This window comes from Corynebacterium sp. LK14, assembly GCF_008042215.1.
GTDB lineage: Bacteria > Actinomycetota > Actinomycetes > Mycobacteriales > Mycobacteriaceae > Corynebacterium > Corynebacterium striatum.
Window position 1 is genome coordinate 64,363 of record NZ_NOVQ01000013.1, and the last position, 21,383, is coordinate 85,745.

Sequence of the window (21,383 nt, forward strand, 5' to 3'; positions counted from 1 at the left end):
CTAAGCGCGGGCGATAGCTGCGCGGAATTCTTCCGGCTGGCCAGCCGGCTGGAACTGCGCGTCTTGGGTTTTGTCCACCAGAACAGCGCGGACACCCTCTGCGAAATCTGGGCGGCGCAACATGTGCTTGCCGAGTTCTAGTTCCATACGCAGCGCCTCGCGAATGTCGGCGGCATTAGCTTCGGCTTCGAAAAGCTCGGTCGCTGCGACCAAAGCCGAAGCGCACGCCTTCTCGGTGAGTTTGGCGAAGAGTTCTGCGAGTTCCGGATGTTGTGGCAACGCGGCTGCGATCTCTTCCCACGTTGCGTGTTGGAATACCTCGTCGATGTCTTGGATGAGACCTGCCAGCTCTGGCTGACCTTCAGGTTCTACGGCGTGCTTTTCGATGGCCGCGTCAACTCCGTCGGCGACGACGTCCTCGATAAAGGCATCGGCATCCTTGACGACGTGGGTGGCAAGGCCAGACCACAGCATGTCGGCTGCATACATGCGGTAGCCGCTCAAACCCCAGAGCTTCGCCAGAGCGGGGTCAGCTTCCCCGCGAGTTCCGACCATGCGCTGGGACATGTAGGCGATGCCGACGTCGGTAACGTAGCCGATTGCCATCTCCGGCATAGACGCGAAGGCCTTCTCTGTAACGACTCGGTGCGAACCATGCGCGGAGATACCCAAGCCTCCGCCCATGGCTACGCCGTCGATAACAGCGATATACGGCTTGGGATACTCGGCGATATCCCCGTTGAGCGCGTACTCGCCTTCGAAGAACTCGTCTACCTCTGCCCACTTTTCGGCGAGAACGCCGTCGCGCGCAGCGCGTACGTCGCCACCTGCGCAGAAAGCTTTGGGGCTATTGGAATATACGAGCACCTGCTCGACCTCGTCGTTGTGACGCCACTGGGAAAGAGCTTGACGAATAATGTCAAGCATCTCAGGATTCAAACTATTGAGCGCGCGCGGGCGATTTAGCTCAATCACTCCGGTATGGTTGCGAATTGAAACAAGCACTGGCGAGGCTGTTGTGTTTTCGACGTTTGTTTTCTCAGACATGCACACCAGTGTGACACATCACAATTGATACAGCCACCCCGATAAATCACAGATTGGTTGGACACTTTGGTTCCGCAGCTCATTGCGCTAGACATGGACGGCACACTGCTTGACCCCCAAGGTCAACTTCCCCCGGATTTTGCTGAGCTCACCGAGCTCGCCCGGAGTCAGGGCGCTACGCTTATCCCCGCATCCGGACGCCAACTTGCCACCCTGCAGCTGATGTTCCCGGAGTTTTCTACCTTCATTGCGGAAAACGGCGCCGTCGTCATGCGCGATGGCGACATCATCGCGACCTTCCCACTGCCGGTCGAGGTGGTCGAGCGCGTCTTGGACGCATCGGCGACTCTTCCTGCCGAACACACGCTGGTTTTGTGCACTCCAGCTGGCGCGTTCATTGAGCGTGACATCCCGGACCATGCCGTCGCAGAGATCGCTAAGTATTACAAGGCAGTGACGTGGGTGGACGACCTCACCGCGGTGCAGCACGACAACATCATCAAGATTGCGGCCTACTGCCAGGACGGATCTGAGGCCAACCTTGCCCCCACTATCGATGATGTCGTCCAGGACCACAATGTGGCCATCTCCGGCAAGGTGTGGCTGGACGTGATGGCGGACGGCGTCGACAAGGGCGCGGCGTTGACTGCGATGGCTGAGTTGAGTTCAATCCCTCTTGCTGAGACCGCTGCTTTTGGGGACTTCCTCAACGATTACGAATTGCTTCGTACTGCCGGATTGGCGGTGGCGATGGACAATGCTCACCCGCAATTGAAAGAGATTGCGGATATCATTGCCCCCTCCAATGCCGACAATGGTGTCGCTACGGTACTGCGGGGCCTGTTCGCAGGTGCCCCAACCAGCGATTTAAGCATTTCTTAGGCAGTCCAAATTTGGGTGAGAAACACTCCCCGTTATTTTAGGAATCCATACACTTCGCGGGCTAAACTGATCCAGTCGCTAGCCGCTATTCCCCTGGAGAATGTTTTGAAACAGTTTTTGAGGTCCCTCCTCGGCAAGCCTTCCTCAACTGCCCAGGAGAAGTCCAAGAAACCCGTTTACCAACCGGTCGCGACTCCGTCCAAGGGAGAGCAGGCTTCGCAGGCCACCCCTCCGCAGTCCGGCAACAAGCCTGAAGCTCCGAAGGATAAGGACAGCGCGAAGGCCTCCACGCCGGAATCTACAAAGGCGCAGGGCACTAAGCCCGCTCAAGGCAAACCTTCTGGCACCGATTCTGCAGCGAAGCCGGCCGCACAGCCGACTCAGAAAAAGACTCCAGCTCCAAAACCCCAGGACTCCGCTAAGCCTCAGATGCCCAAGCCTGGTCAGGGTAAGTCTCCGCAGCAGTCTGCAAAGCCTCAGCCGGGGAAAGCACCAGCACCTAAGCCGGCCGCGCCCAAAACTTCGGCAGGCAATTCTTCCAAGCCGAGCACTTCCACCATCGAAGGCACCAAGAACGCTGGGAAATCGGAGAAAGATGGTTCGCATGCAGCTAAGCCGGCGGACAAGACCGCAAGTGGCCAGAAGAACGCATCCGTAGACCATCCGAAGCAGGCCAAGCACGAGCCAGCTCAGCAGAATTCCACCAAATCTGTGGTGAAGGACACCCCCTCTGCGAAGCTGCCGCCACGTCCAAACAACAACGCACAGAAGCAACAACCGGCCAAGGACGCTCAGCAGCCCAAGACTGGCAACTCCTTTGCAGGAAACAAGCAGCCACAGAACTCAAAGGCGCCCAAGGCCCCGGCTGATAAATCTTCCAAGCCAAGCACTTCCACCATCGAAGGAGCCAAGAACGCCGATGACAAAAAGAAACCACGTCTGATTTATCCGCCTGCAACGAAGCATCCTGCAGCACAGACGCAAATGGCATCTGCCGCCCCAAAGCCGCAGAACGCACAGGCGTCAAAGACTCAACAGCCAAAGACTCAACAAAGCGCTCAGCCGAACACTGCGAAGCAGGGCGCCAAGCCCGCCACCTCGAAGCAAAGCACTAAGCCAGAGACGCCGAAACAGGGCGCCCCGAAGGCAGGCCCCGCAGCAGCTGGTGCCGCCGCAGCCGGTGTTTCCGCAACCAAGGCCAAGGCTGATGCACAGACTCCACCTGCAAAGCAACAACCGAAGCAACCTGATGCTGGTAAGAACAAGCTGCCCGAGGGCAAGCCGGCCAACGCAGCACAGGCATCTCAGACGGCCCAAGCTTCTCAGCCTGCTGGAAAGCTGCAGGCTCAGGCCCAGCCAAAGGCCCAGGCTCCGCAATCTCAGGCTAAGCAGACACAGCCCAAGGCTCAAGCACAGCAGCCGCAAAAGCCACGGCCAGAGGCAGAACAGGCGAACCGCCCAGCGAGTACCGGGAAGCCTGGAACCACTGCAAAAGCAGCTGGCGCAGCAGCCACCGCAAACTCTGCGAACCACGCTGCCACTGAGCAGGAGATCGCACGCGCACTCGCACGTCGCTCGCAATCCGTGGGCACGCCTTCCCAGCAGCAGCTGAAGGCGCCGAAGCCTCCTCGCGAAGCACAGAAGCATCCCAATCGTTCTGCGCAGACCTCAGACGCCAAGCCGAACAATAAGCCAATCGCGAAGTCCACTGCCAAAGAAGCAAGCATCGCTACTGCCCCAGCGGCATTTGTGCAGCCGCCCAAGAATGAGCCGCGCCCGCAGCAATCTGCAAAACCGGCTACCCCGGTCATGGTGGACAGCTTCCCCCACGAGCCCGAAGCACTTGCCACGCCACCAGAAAGCAAGGAAGTAAAGCACAACCGCCGCGCCCGCCTGCGCCAGGTCAAGGGCCTCGACGGCCTTCGCGGCCTAGCCGTCCTCGCAGTGGTCATCTACCACTTCTTCGGCGACTTCCTGCCCGGTGGTTACCTCGGCGTTGACATGTTCTTTGTCCTATCCGGATTCTTGATTACCTCCCTGCTCGTCCGCGAATTCCGCGCCAGTGGCCGCATCAGCTTGAAGGATTTCTGGGTCCGCCGATTCCGCCGAATCCTGCCCGCAGCGTTGACCGTGCTCATCATTTGCACGTCCATCGTTGCCCTCGTCGGCGGTGATCTAGCAGTAGGAATCCGCGAGCAGTTCCTGGGCACGTTCTTCTTCGTCAATAACTGGACACAGATTGCCACCTCGCAGTCTTACTTTGCTGACAACGAAATTCAGGTCTTTGCCCACTACTGGTCGTTGGCTGTTGAAGAGCAATTCTATGTCATTTGGCCCCTGCTCATTTTCACCATTTTCGCCATTTCTCGACGTCAGCCCCGCCGCCTCCCAATTGCGGTCTCGTTAATTCTGGCCATCGCGTCCGGCGTCGCAATGTGGCTCATCTACGCTCCTGGTGAGGACCCAACGCGCGTCTACTACGGCACCGATACCCACGCCTTCGGCTTGCTCATTGGCGCAATCCTTTCTTTGATGCTCACCAGCACCAAGGAAGATCCCGAGGCTGACTCGTGGGCAAGTCCCGGAAAGTCCGAGCGCGTTCTGGCAGGAACGATTGGCTTCTTAGCGCTTGCGGGTTACATCGCGCAGCTGTTCCTAATGCCGGACGATGCAGACTTCACCTACCGCGGCGGCTTGGTACTGACAAGCGTCCTCGGCGCGCTCATGATTTGGGGCATCGTCCGCGAATTCGGTCCTCTCAAATGGATCTTCAGCACCGCCGTCATGCGTTGGCTGGGTCAGCGTTCCTTCTCGCTATACCTGTGGCACTGGCCGGTCGTGATGATTTTGCGCGCGATTTTCGACGGAAACCACTCCTCCGACAAGCCGTGGATTCTGGGCCTTGTCGCGGTACCGATCTCTTTCTTGCTGGCAGAGCTTTCCTACCAGTTCGTGGAGAATCCTTTCCGCCGCGGCGGTTACAAGAAGACGTGGACTGGCTACTGGGCGGCCCGCCCATCCATGTCCGAGATGAAGGACGGATTTGCCAAGGCCTTTTGGCCGCTCGTGCCGTTGATCGTCGTCGCTTCCCTAGTGGGCGTGGGCTATGCGCTGGCGACCTCCAGCGATAAGTCTGAGCTGGAGCAGCAGCTCGAGATGCTGCAGCAGAAGAACACCCAAAGCAACCAGGGCAACCCTGGCGATACGGCAGCTCCAGCGAACCCAGTAGAAAATACCCGCCGTCCGATACCAACCGGCAATGAGATTACCGCCATCGGTGACTCGGTGATGTTGGCTGCCTCCGAGGCACTGCAGCAGCGCTACCCAGGCATCTACGTCGACGCCGCCGTTTCCCGCCACTACACGGCAGCTATCCCGATCATTCAGCAGCTCAAGGATTCTGGTCAGCTGCGCTCCACGGTCTTCCTTGGCTTCGGTACCAATGGCCCGGCATTCCCTGACCAGATTCAGGAAGTCGTTGACCTCATCGGCCCAGACCACACCATCGTGATGGCCGTTCCTTACGGCGACCGCGGATGGATGGCACAGTCCCAGCGCGACGTCATCGACGCTGCGAAAAAGTACGACAACGTCTACCTCGCTGACTGGTGCACCCACGCACAGAGCAACCCGAACTTGCTCTATTCCGACGGCATTCACCCGCTTCCGGAAGGCGCCTCGGAATACGCCCTGGCTTTCCACTACGCCTTGTTGCAGTACTCCAACTACGACAAGAACTTGGAATCCAAGTGCCAGATCTAGAAGTTCTTGAGCCAAAGCCCCTAGAACGCAAAAGGCGGACGGTCTCTTACAACAGACTGCCCGCCTTTTCGTTTGCCTAACGCTTGAGCCGAAATTTTCGTTATACTGTTTTGGATTTATGTAGGAAACTGCACACCCGAGGAACTTCCTGTTGACAGCTCCACGCAAAGAATGGGTTTGGTTAGTAGCCACGGCAGCGCTTGCGCTAGTCGCCGCAATAGTTGTAATCCTCGGCTGGGACAGCCTCCCAGACCCGCTGCCCAAGCATTTCAATGGTCGAGGCGAACCTGATGCATGGATGCCAAAGACCTATCGAAATGCAATTGGCTTTGCGTTACTTGTACCTCTCGTTCTCACGATTACATCAGCAGTAACTATCGGCATAACGCAACAAAGCACCAAGACAACCACAAACGGCTATTCGCAGTTTTCTGCGGTTGATATCGAGCGTAGCCGTGCTCACTCCGCTGCTATCCTTCCAGCGTTAAGCTTTTGGTTTTTGCACTAACGGCGATCTGCACGGCGTTCGCGCTCACTAGTCTCTTCGCTCCAAGCCTCGCTCCACTAGTTATACAGTTCCTAGTCGTTGCCATCCTTGTGGCTTGCGTCTGGCTCGTGTTCAGGTTGAATAGCATAAATAAAAAGCTGGATGAACACTTTCCTGACTCCTCTACAGCGGGCAAGCTTCGTTACGGATTGTTCTACTACGACCCCACAGATACCCGCGCGATGGTGCCCCTTCCCAGCGGTTCTTCCCAATTCAACTTTGGGCAGAAGAATGCCTGGTTTATCCTCGCTGGGCTCTTAGTACCTCCGGCCCTATTGATTATCCTTCTTAACGTCGCGGCCTAGATTGCCCAAATAAAAAAATCCGCCTTCCTGCGCTGCGTGGTTGTATACACGGTGCAGGGAGGCGGATTGCTTTTAAGCGAGTTTCTTAGGACTCGACCTTGTACTCGGCCATGCGGTCCCACTCGGTCTTCCCGTCGATGTGGACGTTGATGATTTCCGGGGTCTCCAGCAAGTACTTCGGGAACTCCTCGCAGGAGCGCTTAAAGTGCTCGCCCTGGACATGATCCACGTCCTTGCCATCAGCATAAGCCTCAACGAGGAGGAAGCGCTGACGGTCCTCCGGATCACGGTACCAATCAAAGTTCAGGCAACCCGACTCCGCATTACAAGCCTGGGTGTACCAGTCGATCTCCTCGAGGAAGGTCTCTGCATATTCGGGCTTTACGTGGAATTTTACGTTAATCAAAATCATGGGGACCATCTTACGTACCCGGAAACTACGCCGCCATGCTCCCGTCACGACCTGCCTTTCTGCTCCGCGCAGTGGGTCGGATCAGTGCACCCGTCGTCCTTAGTAGATAAAGAAGCAAAGACTAGTTAAAGAAGTACTCCGCAACGTAGACGTTCGAGCCGTCGAAGCTGGTGGCCACGCCAAAGTGCTTGCTAGGTCCCGGGGTAACTGGGACGTCGCGGTTGAGCCAGTTGAGGCGGTCTTGTGCTTCCTGGATGCTCAGGCGGTAGACGTTGCCGCTGCCCTCGTTGAGGTGGGTGCGGCCATCACCGGCATTGCCGTGGAAGGTCAGCGTTCCCGCTGCGCCTTGATCAGCCCACTCCTGCGCGATGTTTCGCGCGTTGCCGTCTTCAACATGGCCCTGCTTGCGCAGGTGCGCATTCGTGGCGCTAACCAGCTGGTGGGCCACCTCAGGGGCTGGCTGCTTGATAAACGGCGGCAGCTGAATGTTGAACTGCTTGGCGAGGTCGTATGCCTGTGCAGGCAGCTCAATTTGCGAGCTACCCGCTGGCAGCTGGGAGGAAAGCTCTTGGACCTGTGGCGGGAGCTGAACCTGTGCCTGGGCTGGCACCAGCCCACTCATGGTCAAGGCAAGTGCGGCTGTAACGGGGAGGATGCGGCGCGAGATGTTCATGACCTCCACCGTGCCACAGCTACGCGGTATGAGGACACCGCATTGAACGCTGTTCGGCAGATCGCAACCGCATCGTTATACGGCAGGGGGAGGCATGCTTGACGACGCCCCGCTTGCCCAAAGGCTTATCCCTCCAGCTTTTCACCGAGTTCCAGCCACTCCATTTCCAGCTCCTCGCGCTGCGCGGTGATGTCTTTGAGCTGCGCATCTAGCTTAGTGAGCTGCTCGGTATCGAGTACCGTCGCAGCGGCAACTTCTGCCATGGTCGCACTCACTTTCTCCGCTTGCTCGTCGAGCTTGGACATCTTGCGTTCCAGTGCGTTCATCTTCTTGGTCAGCTCGCGTTCTTCCTGCGAGCTCAGGCGCTTTGGCGCCGCGGTGCCAGTGCCGCCGGCTCCGTCGCCCTTGACCTTGGCCGTATCGGCAGCAGTTCCGTCCGCGTTCTTACCGCCCAGGTTCAGGACACCGGAATTCTGGGCGGCGTCGAGCTGGGCGCGGCGGCGCAGGTATTCGTCGATTCCGCCCGGCAGGTTGGTCAGCTTTCCGTCGCCGAACAGCGCATAGGTGTTGTCGGCGATCCTTTCCACAAGGTAGCGGTCGTGCGAGATGACCACCATCGTTCCGGGCCACGAGTCTAGAAGCGACTCGAGCTCCTGAAGGGTATCAATGTCTAGGTCATTGGTCGGCTCGTCCAGCAGAAGAACATTTGGCTCGGCCATGAGCACGCGGGTCAACTGCAGTCGGCGGCGCTCGCCACCGGACAGGTCACCCACCGGGGTGCGCTGACGCTTGGCGGAAAAGCCGAGGCGCTCGGCCAGCTGCGAGGCGCTCAGCTCCTTCTTGCCGAGGTGGACATAGGTAGCGACGTCTTCGACGGCGTCGATAAGCCGGCGTTGCGGATCAAGGTCGTCGAGTTCCTGGCGCAGCCAACCCAGGCGCACCGTCTGCCCCTCAATGCGCTTGCCTGCCGTGAGCGAGTGCTCCCCTGCCAAAGCGCGCAGCAGAGTGGTCTTGCCGGAACCGTTAACGCCAACGAGGCCAATGCGCTCGCCCGGCGCGAGGCGCCAGGTCAGATGGTCTACCAGCACACGGCCGTCGGGGGTTGCCACGGTCGCGTCCTCGAGTTCGATAACCACGCGGCCTTGGCGCTGCTTGGAAAAGGCCATGAGCTCAACCTTGTTGCGCGGCGCGGGGACGTCCGCGATGAGGGCCTCGGCGGCCTCAATGCGATAACGCGGCTTGGAGGTACGAGCCGGCGCACCTCGGCGCAGCCAGGCCAGCTCCTTGCGGGCGAGATTCTGGCGGCGCTGTTCCATGGTGTCGGCCTGGCGGGCGCGCTCGGCGCGGGCATAGATCCAGTCGTTGTAACCGCCCTCGTAGGGGTCAACCACGCCGTCGTGCACTTCCCAGGTGGTGGTGGCGACGGTATCCAGGAACCAGCGGTCGTGAGTGACCACCACGACGGCAATCTTGCGGCCCAGCAGGTGCTGCGCAAGCCACTGCACGCCCTCGACGTCGAGGTGGTTGGTCGGCTCGTCGAGTACCACGAGGTCGAGTTCCTGTACGAGCGCTGCGGCTAGATTCACGCGGCGGCGCTCACCACCCGAGAGCGAGCCCACTTGGGTCTCTAGGCCGAGTTCCACAATTCCGAGGCCCCCCAGGACGTCGCGTACCTTGGCGTTGGAGGCCCACTCAAAGGTTTCGAGGCCGAGCGGTTCGATGATGATCTGGGCGATGGTCAGGGCGTCGTCAAGCTCAAAGCGTTGCGTCACCACAGCCATGCGTAGATCGGAGTTGTGGGAAACGCGCCCCTCGTCTGGCGGCTCGATGCCAGTCAAGACCTCTAGAAGCGTGGTCTTACCGCCGCCGTTAACGCCAACGATTCCGATTCGGTCACCGGATTGCACGCCGAGTGATACCCCATCAAGGAGAGTCTGGAGGCCGAAAGATTTGGATACGTTTTCCAAGTTAATAAGGTTCGCCATAACGTTGTCCCATCTTAATGCCTAGCTCGGATTACCCCCTCATTTTCACGAGTATTGCAAATGAATATCGTTCTAAATAACCTAAAGCGTTATGAAGAAATCTGCGCTTTCAATTCTCGCCGCTGTCTCCGCGACAGCGCTTCTTGTCACTTCCTGCTCCAAGCCAGCTGACGAGGCTGCTCCGGCAACCTCCGCTGCGGAGGAGGCTCACGATCATGAGCACGAGGGACATGACCACTCCCACGACGGCATGGAAGCCAGCGAGGGCGAGACTGAGGTTGCCCAGCTGCCTAATCGCGTCGTTCTCTCCCACGAGGGTGGCCTGAAGACCTACGATGCCAAGACCGGCAAGGTCATCGCGGAAGAGGATATGCCTGCGTTCCTGCGCCTGTCTAACGCTGGCGATGACCGTCACGTCATGGTGACCAAGGGCGACAAGTTCCTCACCTTCGACACCGGCCTCATCACCAAGCCGCACGGCGATCACAACCACTACTACACCGCTGAGCCAAAGCTTGACGACGCCGAGTACAAGGCACCGCACGCAGGCCACGTGGTTCACCACGACGGCTTCACCGCGCTCTTCTCCGATGGTGACGGCACCGCACAGGTCGTACCAACCGACCAGATTGCTGATCCAAAGGACGTTAAGACCTTCGAGTCCGGCGAGGCTCACCACGGTGTGGCTGTTCCGCTCAAGGATGGCTCCGTCGTTATGACCAAGGGCACCGAGGACGAGCGCCACACCATTCAGCACCTGGACAAGGATGGCAAGGTCCTGACCGAGACCACCAAGTGCCCTGGCGTCCACGGTGAGGCTACCGCTGGTAACGGAAAGCTCTTCTTCGGCTGTGAGGACGGCCCTGTCGTCTTCGACGGCAAGGAGTTCCATAAGATCGACGTTTCTTCCTACGCTGGCAAGGACGGCTACCAGCGCTCCGGTAACTCCGCTGGTTCCGAAGAGTCTGACATCATCCTCGCTGATAATAAGACTGAGAAGGACGCCGAGTTCGAGCGCCCAACATCTGTCTCCCTCATCAACACCGAGGACTACTCCGCCAAGAAGGTTGAGCTTGGATCTTCTTACTGGTTCCGTTCCCTGGCCCGAGGCCCGCTGGGCGAGGCACTGGTTCTGACCTACGACGGCAAGCTCAACGTCATCGATCCGGAATCCGGCAAGGTCACCAAGAAGATCGACGCTATCTCCGAGTGGCGCGAGAACGAAGAGTGGCAGCTGCCTGGACCGATCCTGAAGTCCGTTGACGGCTACGCTTACGTCACCGACGCCAACAAAAAGGAGCTCGTTGTCATCGACCTGTTCGAGGGCAAGGAGATCAACCGCTTCAAGCTGGACATCAAGCCGACCGAGATGGCTGTCCTCTAAGGTTGCGCTGTAGAGCCCCCTCCGCTCTAGCTAGGAAATAGACAAAGGCACCGTTCAATGGGACGGTGCCTTTGTCGATCTCAGTCGCTCTCAAGTGGGCTAATCAGCCAAGCATCTCAATACCTGGGGCCGGCGAGTGCGTGACAATGCCGCGGGTGCCCTTGTTGTCAAACATGACTTGCGCAACCACTTCTCCGGCGGTCTCCTCATCCTCGCAGAGGAAGGCGCAGGTGGGGCCGGAACCGGAGACAATCCCGGCCAGAGCACCGGCGGCCTTGCCAGTGTCGAGAATCTTACGCAGGTCTGGCCGCAGGGACACGGCGGCGGCCTGCAGGTCGTTGCGCAGCGCGGCCGCCAGCTGTTGCGGCTGACCACTCATCAACGCCTGGGCTACCGCTGATGTATCCATCGCAGGGGTGCTACCCTTCCCCGCCGCGCGCAGCTCATCGATCTTGTGGAAGACCGCCGGCGTCGATAAGCCCTCGGCGTTGGTGATAATCGCCCACGTGTAGGTGCCGCGGGTCATCATGGGTGCTAGCTGCTCGCCGCGCCCAGTGCCCAAGGCGGTGCCGCCCATGAGCGTGAAAGGCACGTCGGAGCCCAGCTCGGCGGCCAGCTCGTAAAGCTTGTCCTCGCTGAGCTCACAAAAGTCTGCGAAAGCTTGCGCAGCTAAGCGCAGGGCCGCAGCGGCGTTCGCCGAGCCGCCAGCCATGCCGCCTGCGGCAGGAATTCCCTTCTGCAGGTGCAGCGTCACGCGCGGCAGAGCCACCTGCCGGTCGGCTCGCACAGCGCGGGCCACCACCTCGACAGCGCGCCAGGCCAGGTTGGACTCATCTTCCGGTACGCCGGCAGCATAGGTGCCGCTGGCGTGCAGCGCGGCAACAACTGGGCCGGTGGTCGGTTCGTCGGCGTGAACCTCAAGAGAGACCTCGTCGCTGATATCGAGGGACTGAAACACCGTTGCCAGCTCGTGGAAGCCATCGTCGCGAACTGCCTCGACCCCGAGGTGCAAGTTTACTTTCGCGTGGGCGCGTGCTCTCAGAATCACTTGATACCTGCCAAACACACGAAGTCTTCTACCGCGAGCTTCTCGCCGCGCAACCGTGGGTCAATGCCCGCCGCCACGAGGGCTTCCTCCGCCGCCGGGCCGCCGCCAAAGTGGCCGGATAAAGCTGCGCGAAGGGTCTTGCGGCGTTGGGCGAAGGCGGCGTCGACAAGCGGGAAAACTGCCTTACGCGTCGCATCGTCGATAGGCCACGGGGCGTCCTCGAAGCAATCGATGCGAACCAAACCGGACTCGATGTTGGGGGCAGGCCAGAAGACGTTCTTGCCGATGGTTCCCGCCTGGCGGACGGTGCCGTAGAAGGAGGCCTTCACGGAGGGCACACCGTAGACCTTGTTACCGGGCTTCGCGGCGAGGCGCTCAGCGACCTCCAGCTGCACCATCACCAGCACGCGTCGAATGGTGGGATACAGCTCCAGCAGGTGCAGCAAAACCGGAACTGCAACGTTATAAGGCAGGTTCGCCACAAGGGCCGTGGGTTCTCCCAGCTCTCCCGGCGCGATGCGCAACGCATCCTTTTCGATGAGGCGGAGGTTGCCCGCCTGCTCCGGCGCGCGCTCAGCAATGGTGTCCGGCAGCTGCGCCGCTAGGCGCGGATCGATCTCCACCACGGTGAGGTCATCGACTGCTTCCAGCAGGCCCAAGGTCAAAGACCCCAGGCCAGGTCCTACCTCAACCACGCGGTCGTCGCGCTGTAAGTCTGCTGCGGCAACGATGCGGCGGATAGTGTTTGGGTCGTGCAGGAAGTTCTGACCAAGCTTCTTGGTGGGGGTTACATCCAGCTTCTCGGCCAGTTGGCGAATTTCCACGGGTCCGAGCAGTTTGGGTTCAGTCATGCAATTCAGAGTAGTTCACAAAATCAGAAAAGCCCGCATAAGCGGGCTGTTTCAGGAAAGCGATTCAGGTCTAGCTGCGGTGGCCAAATTCGGCCGGCCCAGAAGGGGCGTTTAGCGCAGGCCCAGCTTGGAGGTACATGCAGGCCATGCGCCCCAGCCCTGTGCGGCCTGGACCTTCTCCGCGACAGCAATCTGCTGCTCGCGGGTTGCCTGCCATGCCTCAGGAGCATAAGCGGTGCCACCGAAGCCAGCCCAGGTGGACGGGGTGAACTGAAGGCCGCCGGAGAAACCGTTGCCGGTGTTGATGGCCCAGTTACCGGTGGACTCGCACTGCGCGAGGGAATCCCACACGGAGCCGTCAGCCACGGCTGGCGCTGTGACACCAGCGGCGGGCTTCTTGGTGCCACGGGCGATGGTCGCAGCGACCGGCTCGTTAATGACCTTCTCCTTGACTATCTCGTCAGACTCCTTGGCACCGTCTTTCATCACGAGCTTGCGGGTGACGTTGCGCTGGCCCTTGACTGCCTCCACGCGCACTTCCTCGTTGCCCTCTTCAAGCTCAGGATCGTCAACGAAGGTAGGCTCCGCCTCAAATTCCTCGGTTGCGTCGTAGAAGGTGGTGGAAACCTGGTCAACCTTGATGGACATGCCATTGACGATCGGGGTATCCATCGACGGGAACACGCGGTCATCCTCATCAACGTCGATGCCGCGCTCTTCGATGACGTCCTTCACGGTCTTGGCCGCAATGTTGGTGTAGGTGATCTTGCCGCCGTCATTGATCTTGACGATCTTCGGTGAGACAACCTCGAGTTCCATGCCCTCAGTCAGGTTGTCATCACCCGTTACCTCCTTATCACCGGAGGTAATAGCCGCACCTGGGGCGATACCATCAAGGTTGCCCAACAGATCCGAAACCTTGAGGTCGGTCGAGGAAAGCTGCTGTTTGACGCCGTCGATAGACACGGCCACCGGCTTGGAGGTGCGCACGGTGATGTTGTCACCGTCAGCGACCTTCTCAGAAGGAGCCGGGTAGACCAGATCCTCACCACCGACGTTGACGCCAGCAGCCTGCAGAGCCTCATCGACGTTGCCCGCGAAGGTGGCGAGCTCAATCTTGTCGCCATTGACGTCAAGGGTGATGTCTTTTTGCGCAGACACAGCGACCACACCGCCCACTGCCAAAGTGCCGAGCACACCGCCGGTGGCAAGACGCAGTGGAAGGGAACGGGAAGAATTGATGCGCTTAATCTGGTTCATGTAACTCTCTCAAAACGAATGATGTCTCGCGCTAGGCCCTCAGGCGTGGGGCCAACCATGGGACGGTAGCGCGTTGAGCAAATCTTCAATAACAATACGATAACAGCAGCGTCCAGTCGAGAGCGATTCCTTTCGCCACGCCACTTGGAACACTACCGCAACACCCAACACGTGTTTTACGGTTGACCAGGACAAATACTAAATATGACGATCGTCACAAACCAAACACGGAGTTGAACGTCTGGTTAACTTCCGTAACCAAATCCTCCACATCCATGCCCCGCGCTTCCGCAATGCAGTTATACGTATGACCGATGAAGGTCGGCTCGTTGCGCGCACCGCGGAAGGGCTCGGGAGTCATATACGGAGCATCCGTCTCCACGAGTAGCTGCCCCGCCGGAGCAATAGCCGCCGCCTGACGCAACTCCTCGTTGCGCTTGAACGTCACGTTGCCGGCAAAGGAGAGAACCCAACCGCGTGCCAGGGCCTCCTTCGCCACGTCCAACGGTGAGGAGAAGCAATGGAGCATGACATTCTCGGCGTCGCCAAGCACACGCAGAAGCTCCACATCCGCCTCACGATTGTGGATCATGAGGACCTTGCCCGCCTCCTTGGCCAAATCCATGTGCCAGCGCAGCGCCTCCTCCTGGACGTCAAGGGGTGCGGTGGACTCTGGCTCGTGCTTAATCCAATAGGTATCGAGGCCGGTCTCCCCGATTGCCACGCAGCGTGGGTCCGCAGCCATTTCCTCCAGCCGCTTCCGCGCCGCGGCATCGAGCGTGTCGGCCTTGGTGGGATGGATGGCGCAGGCTGCCCACACGTTGGGGAACTCATGTGCCGCTTGGAGCGCACGCTCGGCCTCTTCCAAACCATCACCTACCGTAACCATGCGCAACACCCCTGCAGCACCGGCGCGGGACACGATGTCGGCGGCTGGGTCCTTGCAGGAGGCTAGGTGCGTATGGGCGTCGACAAGCTGCGACAAGCCTTCTGCTGGAACAGGGACTGGGCGTGGCTTCTTTTTAGACATGTACGCAATTGTAATCTGGAACGCATGCAAATCCGCAGTGCCACCCTCGCCGACGTCCCCGCGATGACCGAGTGCCTCAACTGGGCCATCCGGGAGACCGACTTCATCTTCCGCGACACCGAAGCAACCATCGCCGAGCGCGAAGAATACCTGCGCCAGAACATCGCTGATGGCTGCCCGTGGCTGGCTGCAGAAACCGAGCCTGAGACGCCAGGCGAAAAGCCTCAGCACTTAGGTTGGGCCATGTATCACCCCTACCGCGACCCAAGCGTGTGGAAAGGGTGTTACGAAACCACCATTTATTTGGATCCGGCAGCCCAAGGCCGAGGCGTGGGCACCGCCCTTTTAGGTGAGCTCGTTTCCCTGGCGCGCGCGGATGAAAAAGTGCATACGCTGCTGGGGCTCATCGTGGACACCAACGTCGCATCCATCAAGTTGCATGAGAAGTTCGGTTTTGCCAATGTAGGAACGTTCAAAGAGGTGTCCTACAAGATGGGACATTGGCTCAACCTCACTCACTTGCAGCTCATGCTTTAAGGATCAATCCATGCACGTTCGCCCCGCCGCGCTTTCCGACGCCGCCGCAATCGCCTCCATCTACAACGCCGCGTCGGCCGCTAGGCCGGCTGCCAACTTGGTCACGTGGCAAGAATCCGTCGAGGACCGCATCGCTTGGCTCGAGCAGATGGAATCCGATGGATACCCCGTCTTTGTGGCTGTCGACGACGATGAAATCATCGGCTGGGCAGCATACTTCCAGTTCGTGACCCCGGCAATCTACTGGGGCACCGTAGAAAATTCCGTCTATGTGGCGCCGTCTGCACGCGGTAAGGGCGTGGGCAACGAGCTCATGTGCGCAGTCATGGATGACGCCAAGGAAAATGACTACGTGCAGACGATGATCACCTACATCGTGGACACCAACGAGGCATCGATCGCGCTGCACAAGAAGTTCCGATTCGAAGAAACCGGACGCATGCCGAATATCCACACCAAGGATGGCGTTCGCCTTGGACTAGTGCACCTGCAGCGTCACTTCGATAGAAGCTCGTCGTCGATGTAGACCGGCCGCGCGGCGGCTACACCGGCCACGGCCATCGCAACTGTGAGGGCAATGAGCACCGCTAGGCTCACCGACCATCCGCCGGTTGCCTGAGCCACGAGGCCAAAAATGAAGGGAAAACCACCCGCCAAGAGGTAGCCGCCTGGTTGGACAAACCCCGATAACCGCGCCGTCACCGCTGGCTCGCGGGTGCGAGCTGCGAGCAGGGCCAGTGCGAGTGGGAAACACATTCCGCCAATCCCCATGAGGCTCGCCCAAATCAACGGCGCTGCTGACGCATTGACCAGCACGCCAATCCAGCCCGCAGCTGTGGTCGCAGCAAGGATAAGAGGCACCGGGCGCAGATCCCGCAGGCGCTCGATGAGCACCGGCATCACTAGTCCGCCAATGATGTTGAAAGCGCCGATGAGGGCAAGTGAGACTCCAGCAGTTCCACTTCCGACGCCACGCGAGACAAGCATGGTGGGCAGCCAGCCCATCTGCACGTAGGCCATGGTTGACTGCAGGCCGAAGAAGAACAGTAGCGCGACGGCGGTGGGCGAACGCCGCAGAGGAATGTTGCCTGTTGTGGAAGGCTCCACTGGGTCAAACCCCACGTGGCGGGTGGCAATGAACCAACCCACCGCCTGCAGCACCACAGGAATGGCCCACAGGAACAAAGAGGTGCGCCATGCTGCGAGGTTCGCGGACAACGGTCCGAGGGCGCTGGATAGACCCAACACCGTGGTGTAGGTAGTCATCAGCGCCACCATCGTGCGGCGGCTGCCGTAGGTCTTAATCCAGGCAGGCAGCAGGATGTTGGTCACGGCGATGCCGCCAACGACCAAGAATGTCAGCGCAACGAAGGCCCCAAAGTTGTTGACCCAGGGTCTGGCCGCCAAGCCGATGAGCAAGGCGAGGGCGCCTGCAAGCAGGGTGGGGCTGAGCCCACAGCGGCGCGCGATAGGGACTGCTGCCCACCCCATCGCGGCAAAGCACAATCCCGGCAGGGCCGTGAGAATTCCCGCGCTGGCCGGGCCAATGCCGAAAGCCGCGCTTAAGTCCCCGAGCACGGGAGCCACCGAGGCGATTCCCGAGCGCAGATTAAGCGCGGTGAGGGTTACTACCGCAAACGCGAAAGCGGTCGCGATGCTACGGCTTTGCCGCATCCTACTTCTGAACTGGCGCCCACTCTGGGCCAGTCTCGGCGAGCTCTGGGTCAAGCTTGGCCACCAGTGGCTTCGGCTTGCTCAATGAGGTGCCAGGAACCACGTCGACGCGCTGCCACGTGGCCTGCTGTGCGGTGTAGTCACCCGTGATGATTGGGTACGGGTGGTTCTCCGGTGGCAGCCCCACGCCAACCAGCTCAACTGGGATGTCATCGACGACCTCTTGGATCTCCGGCTGGGCAGCCCATACACCATCGCGACCTAGGGTCTCATGCACCTTCTGCGCGGTAAACGGCAGGAAAGGCGTGAGCATGACGTTGCAGTCAGAGACCACCTGCAGTGCAGTCCACAAGACGGTGGCAAGGCGCTCGCGCTGAGTCTCGTCCTTGGCCAGTTTCCATGGCTCCATCGCTGCGATGTAGGCGTTGGCCTCACCCACCACGTGCATGATGGCAGTAATGGCCTGCTTGAACTTGGACTGTTCAAGGTTTGCGGCTGCGGCGGCGAAGGTGTCCTCAGCTAGCTGCAGAATCACCTTATCTGCATCCTCCAAAGCAGCCGGTGCAGGAACCTCACCGAAGTTCTTGTGTGCCATGGACACGGTGCGGTTTACCAAGTTGCCCCAGCCGTTGGCCAGCTCGTTGTTGATTCGGCGAACGAACTCATCCCAGGTGAAGTCGGTGTCATTGTTTTCTGGGCCGGCCACTGCGATGAAGTAACGCAGCGCGTCTGGACCAAACTCCGCGAGGAAGTCCTTGACGTAGATGACAACGCCCTTCGAGGAAGAGAACTTCGAGCCGGACATGGTCAGGTACTCGGAGGAAACAATCTCCGTAGGCAGGTTGAGCTCGCCATACTTATGCAGATCGCCACCCTCGGCGCCCTTGCCTGCGTAGCCCAAGAGCTGGGCCGGCCAGATTTGGGAGTGGAAGGTGATGTTGTCCTTGCCTTGGAAGTAGTAGTGGCGAGCATTGTCGTTCTGCCAGAAGTCTTTCCATGCATCCGGGTTGCCGGTACGGTGTGCCCACTCGATGGAAGAAGACAGGTAGCCAATGACCGCGTCGAACCACACGTAGAGCTTCTTAGCGGAGTTCTCCTCCCAGCCCTCTACTGGAATTGGAATACCCCAGTCGATGTCACGGGTCATGGTGCGCGGGCGCATGTCCTCAAGCAGGTTGAGGGAGAACTTCAAGACGTTCGGGCGCCAGTCCTCACGGGTCTTGAGCCACGCTTCGAGAGCGTCCTTGACGGAAGGCAGGTCGAGGAGGAAGTGCTCGGTCTCGATGAATTCCGGGGTCTCACCGTTAATCTTGGACACTGGGTTGATGAGGTCAACCGGATCCAGCTGGTTACCGCATTCATCGCACTGGTCGCCGCGAGCGCCGTCAGCGCCACAGATTGGGCAGGTGCCCTCGATGTAGCGGTCAGGCAGGGTGCGGCCAGTCGACGGCGAGATAGCTCCCTGGGTGGTCTCCTTAAGCATGTAGCCGTTCTCGTAGAGGCCCTTGAAAAGCTCCTGGACCACCGAGTAGTGGTTGCGGGTCGTGGTGCGGGTGAACAGGTCATAGGACAATCCCAGACCCGCAAGGTCCGTGACGATCTGGCGGTTGTAACGGTCAGCAAGCTCGCGGACGGTCACGCCTTCTTTGTCAGCCTGCACGAGCAGCGGAGTGCCGTGTTCATCGGTACCCGAGACCATGAGAACGTTGCGGCCACGCATTCGCTGGAAACGAGCGAAGACGTCCGAAGGAACACCGAATCCGGCCACGTGTCCGATGTGGCGGGGTCCGTTGGCATAAGGCCAAGCAACATTAACTACTACTGACTCAGTCATGCACACCACTCTATCGAAGCCGGTAGACAAAGTGCGCGTTAAGGGTGCCTTGACGCCACGCATAAAGAAATCCCCCTCCCCCAGTCTCCCCGGTCAAGGGATGGGCTAAGGAAGGAGGATTCTCCTGCGCAATACGCACTGTGCGGTGCTTTGGAACGCCTAGTGCTTGTGGTGTGCCTTCTTGCGCTGCTGGCGACGCTTCTTGAGCTCTTCTGCGCGCTGGTACTCGCGGTGCAGACGACGCTCGCGTGCCAGCTTACGCTGGAATGCCTGGGACTCGCGGTATTCCAAGTAAATGACGTCGTTGCTGAGCGCCTTGTAGATGGCGAACATCAAGCCAACAACAATAAAGAGGAATGGGAGTGCAGCCACAATAGTGACGTTTTGCAGGTTGGAGAGGGAGTTCTCATCAGCCAGCAGCAGGGTCAGACCAACAGCCGCGGTGGCAACGCCCCATGCTGCGGACAGCCATGGCTTGGCGTTGGATGCACCATTCTGAGACATCGAGCCCATAACGGTAGAAGCCGAGTCAGCGGAGGTAATAAAGAAGGTTGCGAGCAGGATAGCTGCAATGATGCCGGCGATGAAACCACCAGGCAGGTTGTGCAGCAAATTGAACAGCTCAACCTCAGAGGACTCGCCGGAGATGGAGTTGCCATTCTGCTCCATGTGGATTGCGGTACCGCCGAAGATGGCGAACCACACGGTGGAAAGGCCAGCCGGGATCAGCATGACGCCGATGCAGAATTCGCGGACGGAACGGCCACGGGAAATACGTGCCAGGAACATACCGACGAATGGGGACCAGGAGACCCACCATGCCCAGTAGAAGATGGTCCAGGAGGACAGCCACTCGCCTGCTTCGCCGTTGTTGGACTCAGCAGTACGGGAAATCATCTCGGTGAACGCATTCAGGTAGTTACCGATGGAACCCGGAATCTGGTTCAGGATGGAAACAGTTGGGCCAAGGATGAACACGAAGATGGCAAGCAGTGCGGCCATAACCATGTTGGCGTTGGAGACATACTGAATGCCCTTGCCCACGCCGGACATTGCGGAAAGCAGGAAGGCCAGGGTCAGCACGAGGACGATGCCAACGACGACCTTCTGGGATGGGTTGTCGATGAGGCCGGAAGCCTGGATACCAGCCTGGATCTGGGTTGCACCGATACCCAGGGAACATGCGGTACCGAAAACGGTGGCGAAGATTGACAGGATATCGATGACTTTGCCAACCCAGCCATCAGCAGCGCGCTGGCCGATGAGCGGCACGAATGCCTGGCTCAGCAGTTGCTTGCGGCCGATACGGAAGGTCGAGTATGCAATTGCGAGACCAACGATGGCATAAACAGCCCATGGGTGCAGGGTCCAGTGGAACATCGCCGTAGCCATCGACGTTCCCACTTCCTTTGGCTCATGGCCAGGAACTCCGTTGAGGTAGTAGTTCAGCGGCTCAGAAGCACCGTAGAACATCAGGCCAATGCCCATGCCGGCTGCGAACATCATCGCGATCCAGGAAGGCGTAGAAAATTCAGGCTCTTCATCGATATGGCCCAAGCGGATGGTGCCGAACTTGGAGGCGGCGATGAAGATAACAAATACAACGAAAATCGTGCCGAAGAGGACGTAGGCCCAACCAAAGTCGTTAACAACGAAGCTCAGTGCATCGCTAGCAAAGTTTGCGAAGTTGGTCGGAGCAGCCAAGCCCCACGCAACGATGGCGGCAATGAGCACGCCAGCGATGCCGACGATGGTCCAGTCGATTGGAGCATCGTCATCGGCTGCTATTTCAATTTCAGGCTCGGTCATCTCGTGGGGAGCGAAGTCCTCATTGCCGAGCATGTCTTGCAGCTGACTCGTCGCAGATGCTGATTCCAGCTTCTCGTCGACGGTCTGGTACTCGTCGGAAGTTACTGCTGGCGAGTTTGAAGCAGCAACCGCACCTTCTTCCGTCTTAGGATTCTTATCTGGATTAGTCATACAACCCAGAATGTGTGAGTTATGCATGACGCGTCAACCTAAAAAGCGCTGCATAGAACCCCAAAGTCAGAATTTTGGCAGGTTATTTACATTCCCCAGACAGTTTAAAAGACGCAGTTGTTCAACATAAGCAGGCGTTTTTAGCACACGCTAGGTTTTGCCTATAACAATC

17 protein-coding genes are annotated in these 21,383 nt (G+C 59.2%); 6 read left to right on the forward strand and 11 right to left on the reverse strand.

The annotated features are described in order from the left end of the window. Window positions 1–1,047, reverse strand: a complete 1,047-nt coding sequence (locus CHU71_RS08865; protein WP_147760839.1) for a 3-hydroxyisobutyryl-CoA hydrolase — start codon at window positions 1,045–1,047, stop codon at window positions 1–3. Between the two features lie 57 nt (window positions 1,048–1,104). Between CHU71_RS08865 and CHU71_RS08870 the strand changes: the two genes are divergently transcribed. From CHU71_RS08870 to CHU71_RS08880, 3 genes are all read left to right on the forward strand, one after another. Further along, a complete protein-coding gene (locus CHU71_RS08870; RefSeq protein ID WP_187272056.1) occupies window positions 1,105–1,929 on the forward strand; it encodes an HAD family hydrolase in 825 nt (274 codons plus the stop codon). 105 nt (window positions 1,930–2,034) lie between these two features. Continuing rightward, on the forward strand, window positions 2,035–5,691 hold the full coding sequence (locus CHU71_RS08875) for an acyltransferase family protein (RefSeq protein WP_239298056.1): 3,657 nt from the start codon (window positions 2,035–2,037) through the stop codon (window positions 5,689–5,691). 151 nt (window positions 5,692–5,842) lie between these two features. Further along, complete coding sequence (locus CHU71_RS08880; RefSeq protein ID WP_187272057.1) at window positions 5,843–6,199, forward strand: DUF1648 domain-containing protein; 357 nt, start codon at window positions 5,843–5,845, stop codon at window positions 6,197–6,199. Between the two features lie 429 nt (window positions 6,200–6,628). Here the strand turns inward: CHU71_RS08880 and CHU71_RS08885 are convergent, their stop codons facing one another. The 3 genes from CHU71_RS08885 to CHU71_RS08895 all read right to left on the reverse strand — a co-directional run bounded on the left by CHU71_RS08885 (window position 6,629) and on the right by CHU71_RS08895 (window position 9,613). Further along, complete coding sequence (locus CHU71_RS08885) at window positions 6,629–6,955, reverse strand: putative quinol monooxygenase (protein WP_034657186.1); 327 nt, start codon at window positions 6,953–6,955, stop codon at window positions 6,629–6,631. 121 nt (window positions 6,956–7,076) lie between these two features. Further along, entirely contained in the window at window positions 7,077–7,628 is a 552-nt protein-coding gene (locus tag CHU71_RS08890) for a hypothetical protein (RefSeq protein WP_147760841.1), read from the reverse strand. Between the two features lie 125 nt (window positions 7,629–7,753). Next, window positions 7,754–9,613, reverse strand: a complete 1,860-nt coding sequence (locus tag CHU71_RS08895) for an ABC-F family ATP-binding cassette domain-containing protein (RefSeq protein WP_147760842.1) — start codon at window positions 9,611–9,613, stop codon at window positions 7,754–7,756. A 91-nt stretch (window positions 9,614–9,704) separates the two neighbouring features. Between CHU71_RS08895 and CHU71_RS08900 the strand changes: the two genes are divergently transcribed. Further along, on the forward strand, window positions 9,705–10,997 hold the full coding sequence (locus CHU71_RS08900; protein WP_005530103.1) for a hypothetical protein: 1,293 nt from the start codon (window positions 9,705–9,707) through the stop codon (window positions 10,995–10,997). Between the two features lie 103 nt (window positions 10,998–11,100). Here the strand turns inward: CHU71_RS08900 and CHU71_RS08905 are convergent, their stop codons facing one another. From CHU71_RS08905 to CHU71_RS08920, 4 genes are all read right to left on the reverse strand, one after another. Next, on the reverse strand, window positions 11,101–12,045 hold the full coding sequence (locus CHU71_RS08905; RefSeq protein WP_005530105.1) for a 4-(cytidine 5'-diphospho)-2-C-methyl-D-erythritol kinase: 945 nt from the start codon (window positions 12,043–12,045) through the stop codon (window positions 11,101–11,103). After that, a complete protein-coding gene (gene rsmA, locus CHU71_RS08910; protein ID WP_147760844.1) occupies window positions 12,042–12,896 on the reverse strand; it encodes a 16S rRNA (adenine(1518)-N(6)/adenine(1519)-N(6))-dimethyltransferase RsmA in 855 nt (284 codons plus the stop codon). Before rsmA ends, CHU71_RS08905 begins: the two co-directional genes overlap by 4 nt. A gap of 111 nt (window positions 12,897–13,007) precedes the next feature. Beyond that, the gene (locus CHU71_RS08915) at window positions 13,008–14,156 is read right to left on the reverse strand and encodes a resuscitation-promoting factor (RefSeq protein WP_147760845.1); all 1,149 of its coding nucleotides are present in this window, start codon (window positions 14,154–14,156) and stop codon (window positions 13,008–13,010) included. 214 nt (window positions 14,157–14,370) lie between these two features. Beyond that, the gene (locus tag CHU71_RS08920; RefSeq protein ID WP_147760846.1) at window positions 14,371–15,186 is read right to left on the reverse strand and encodes a TatD family hydrolase; all 816 of its coding nucleotides are present in this window, start codon (window positions 15,184–15,186) and stop codon (window positions 14,371–14,373) included. 24 nt (window positions 15,187–15,210) lie between these two features. Between CHU71_RS08920 and CHU71_RS08925 the strand changes: the two genes are divergently transcribed. Then, window positions 15,211–15,723: a GNAT family N-acetyltransferase gene (locus CHU71_RS08925; RefSeq protein ID WP_147760847.1), complete on the forward strand. Its 513-nt coding sequence runs from the start codon at window positions 15,211–15,213 to the stop codon at window positions 15,721–15,723. Between the two features lie 10 nt (window positions 15,724–15,733). After that, complete coding sequence (locus CHU71_RS08930) at window positions 15,734–16,249, forward strand: GNAT family N-acetyltransferase (protein WP_005530114.1); 516 nt, start codon at window positions 15,734–15,736, stop codon at window positions 16,247–16,249. Here the strand turns inward: CHU71_RS08930 and CHU71_RS08935 are convergent. The 3 genes from CHU71_RS08935 to CHU71_RS08945 all read right to left on the reverse strand — a co-directional run bounded on the left by CHU71_RS08935 (window position 16,219) and on the right by CHU71_RS08945 (window position 21,211). Continuing rightward, the gene (locus tag CHU71_RS08935) at window positions 16,219–17,397 is read right to left on the reverse strand and encodes an MFS transporter (protein ID WP_005530116.1); all 1,179 of its coding nucleotides are present in this window, start codon (window positions 17,395–17,397) and stop codon (window positions 16,219–16,221) included. The genes CHU71_RS08930 and CHU71_RS08935 overlap by 31 nt on opposite strands. 1 nt (window position 17,398) lies before the next feature. Continuing rightward, window positions 17,399–19,231 (reverse strand): methionine--tRNA ligase, encoded by a 1,833-nt coding sequence (metG, locus tag CHU71_RS08940; protein WP_147760848.1) that lies wholly within the window; start codon window positions 19,229–19,231, stop codon window positions 17,399–17,401. Window positions 19,232–19,390: 159 nt separating this feature from the next. Then, on the reverse strand, window positions 19,391–21,211 hold the full coding sequence (locus tag CHU71_RS08945; protein ID WP_187272058.1) for a BCCT family transporter: 1,821 nt from the start codon (window positions 21,209–21,211) through the stop codon (window positions 19,391–19,393). Window positions 21,212–21,383: the final 172 nt, after the last annotated feature.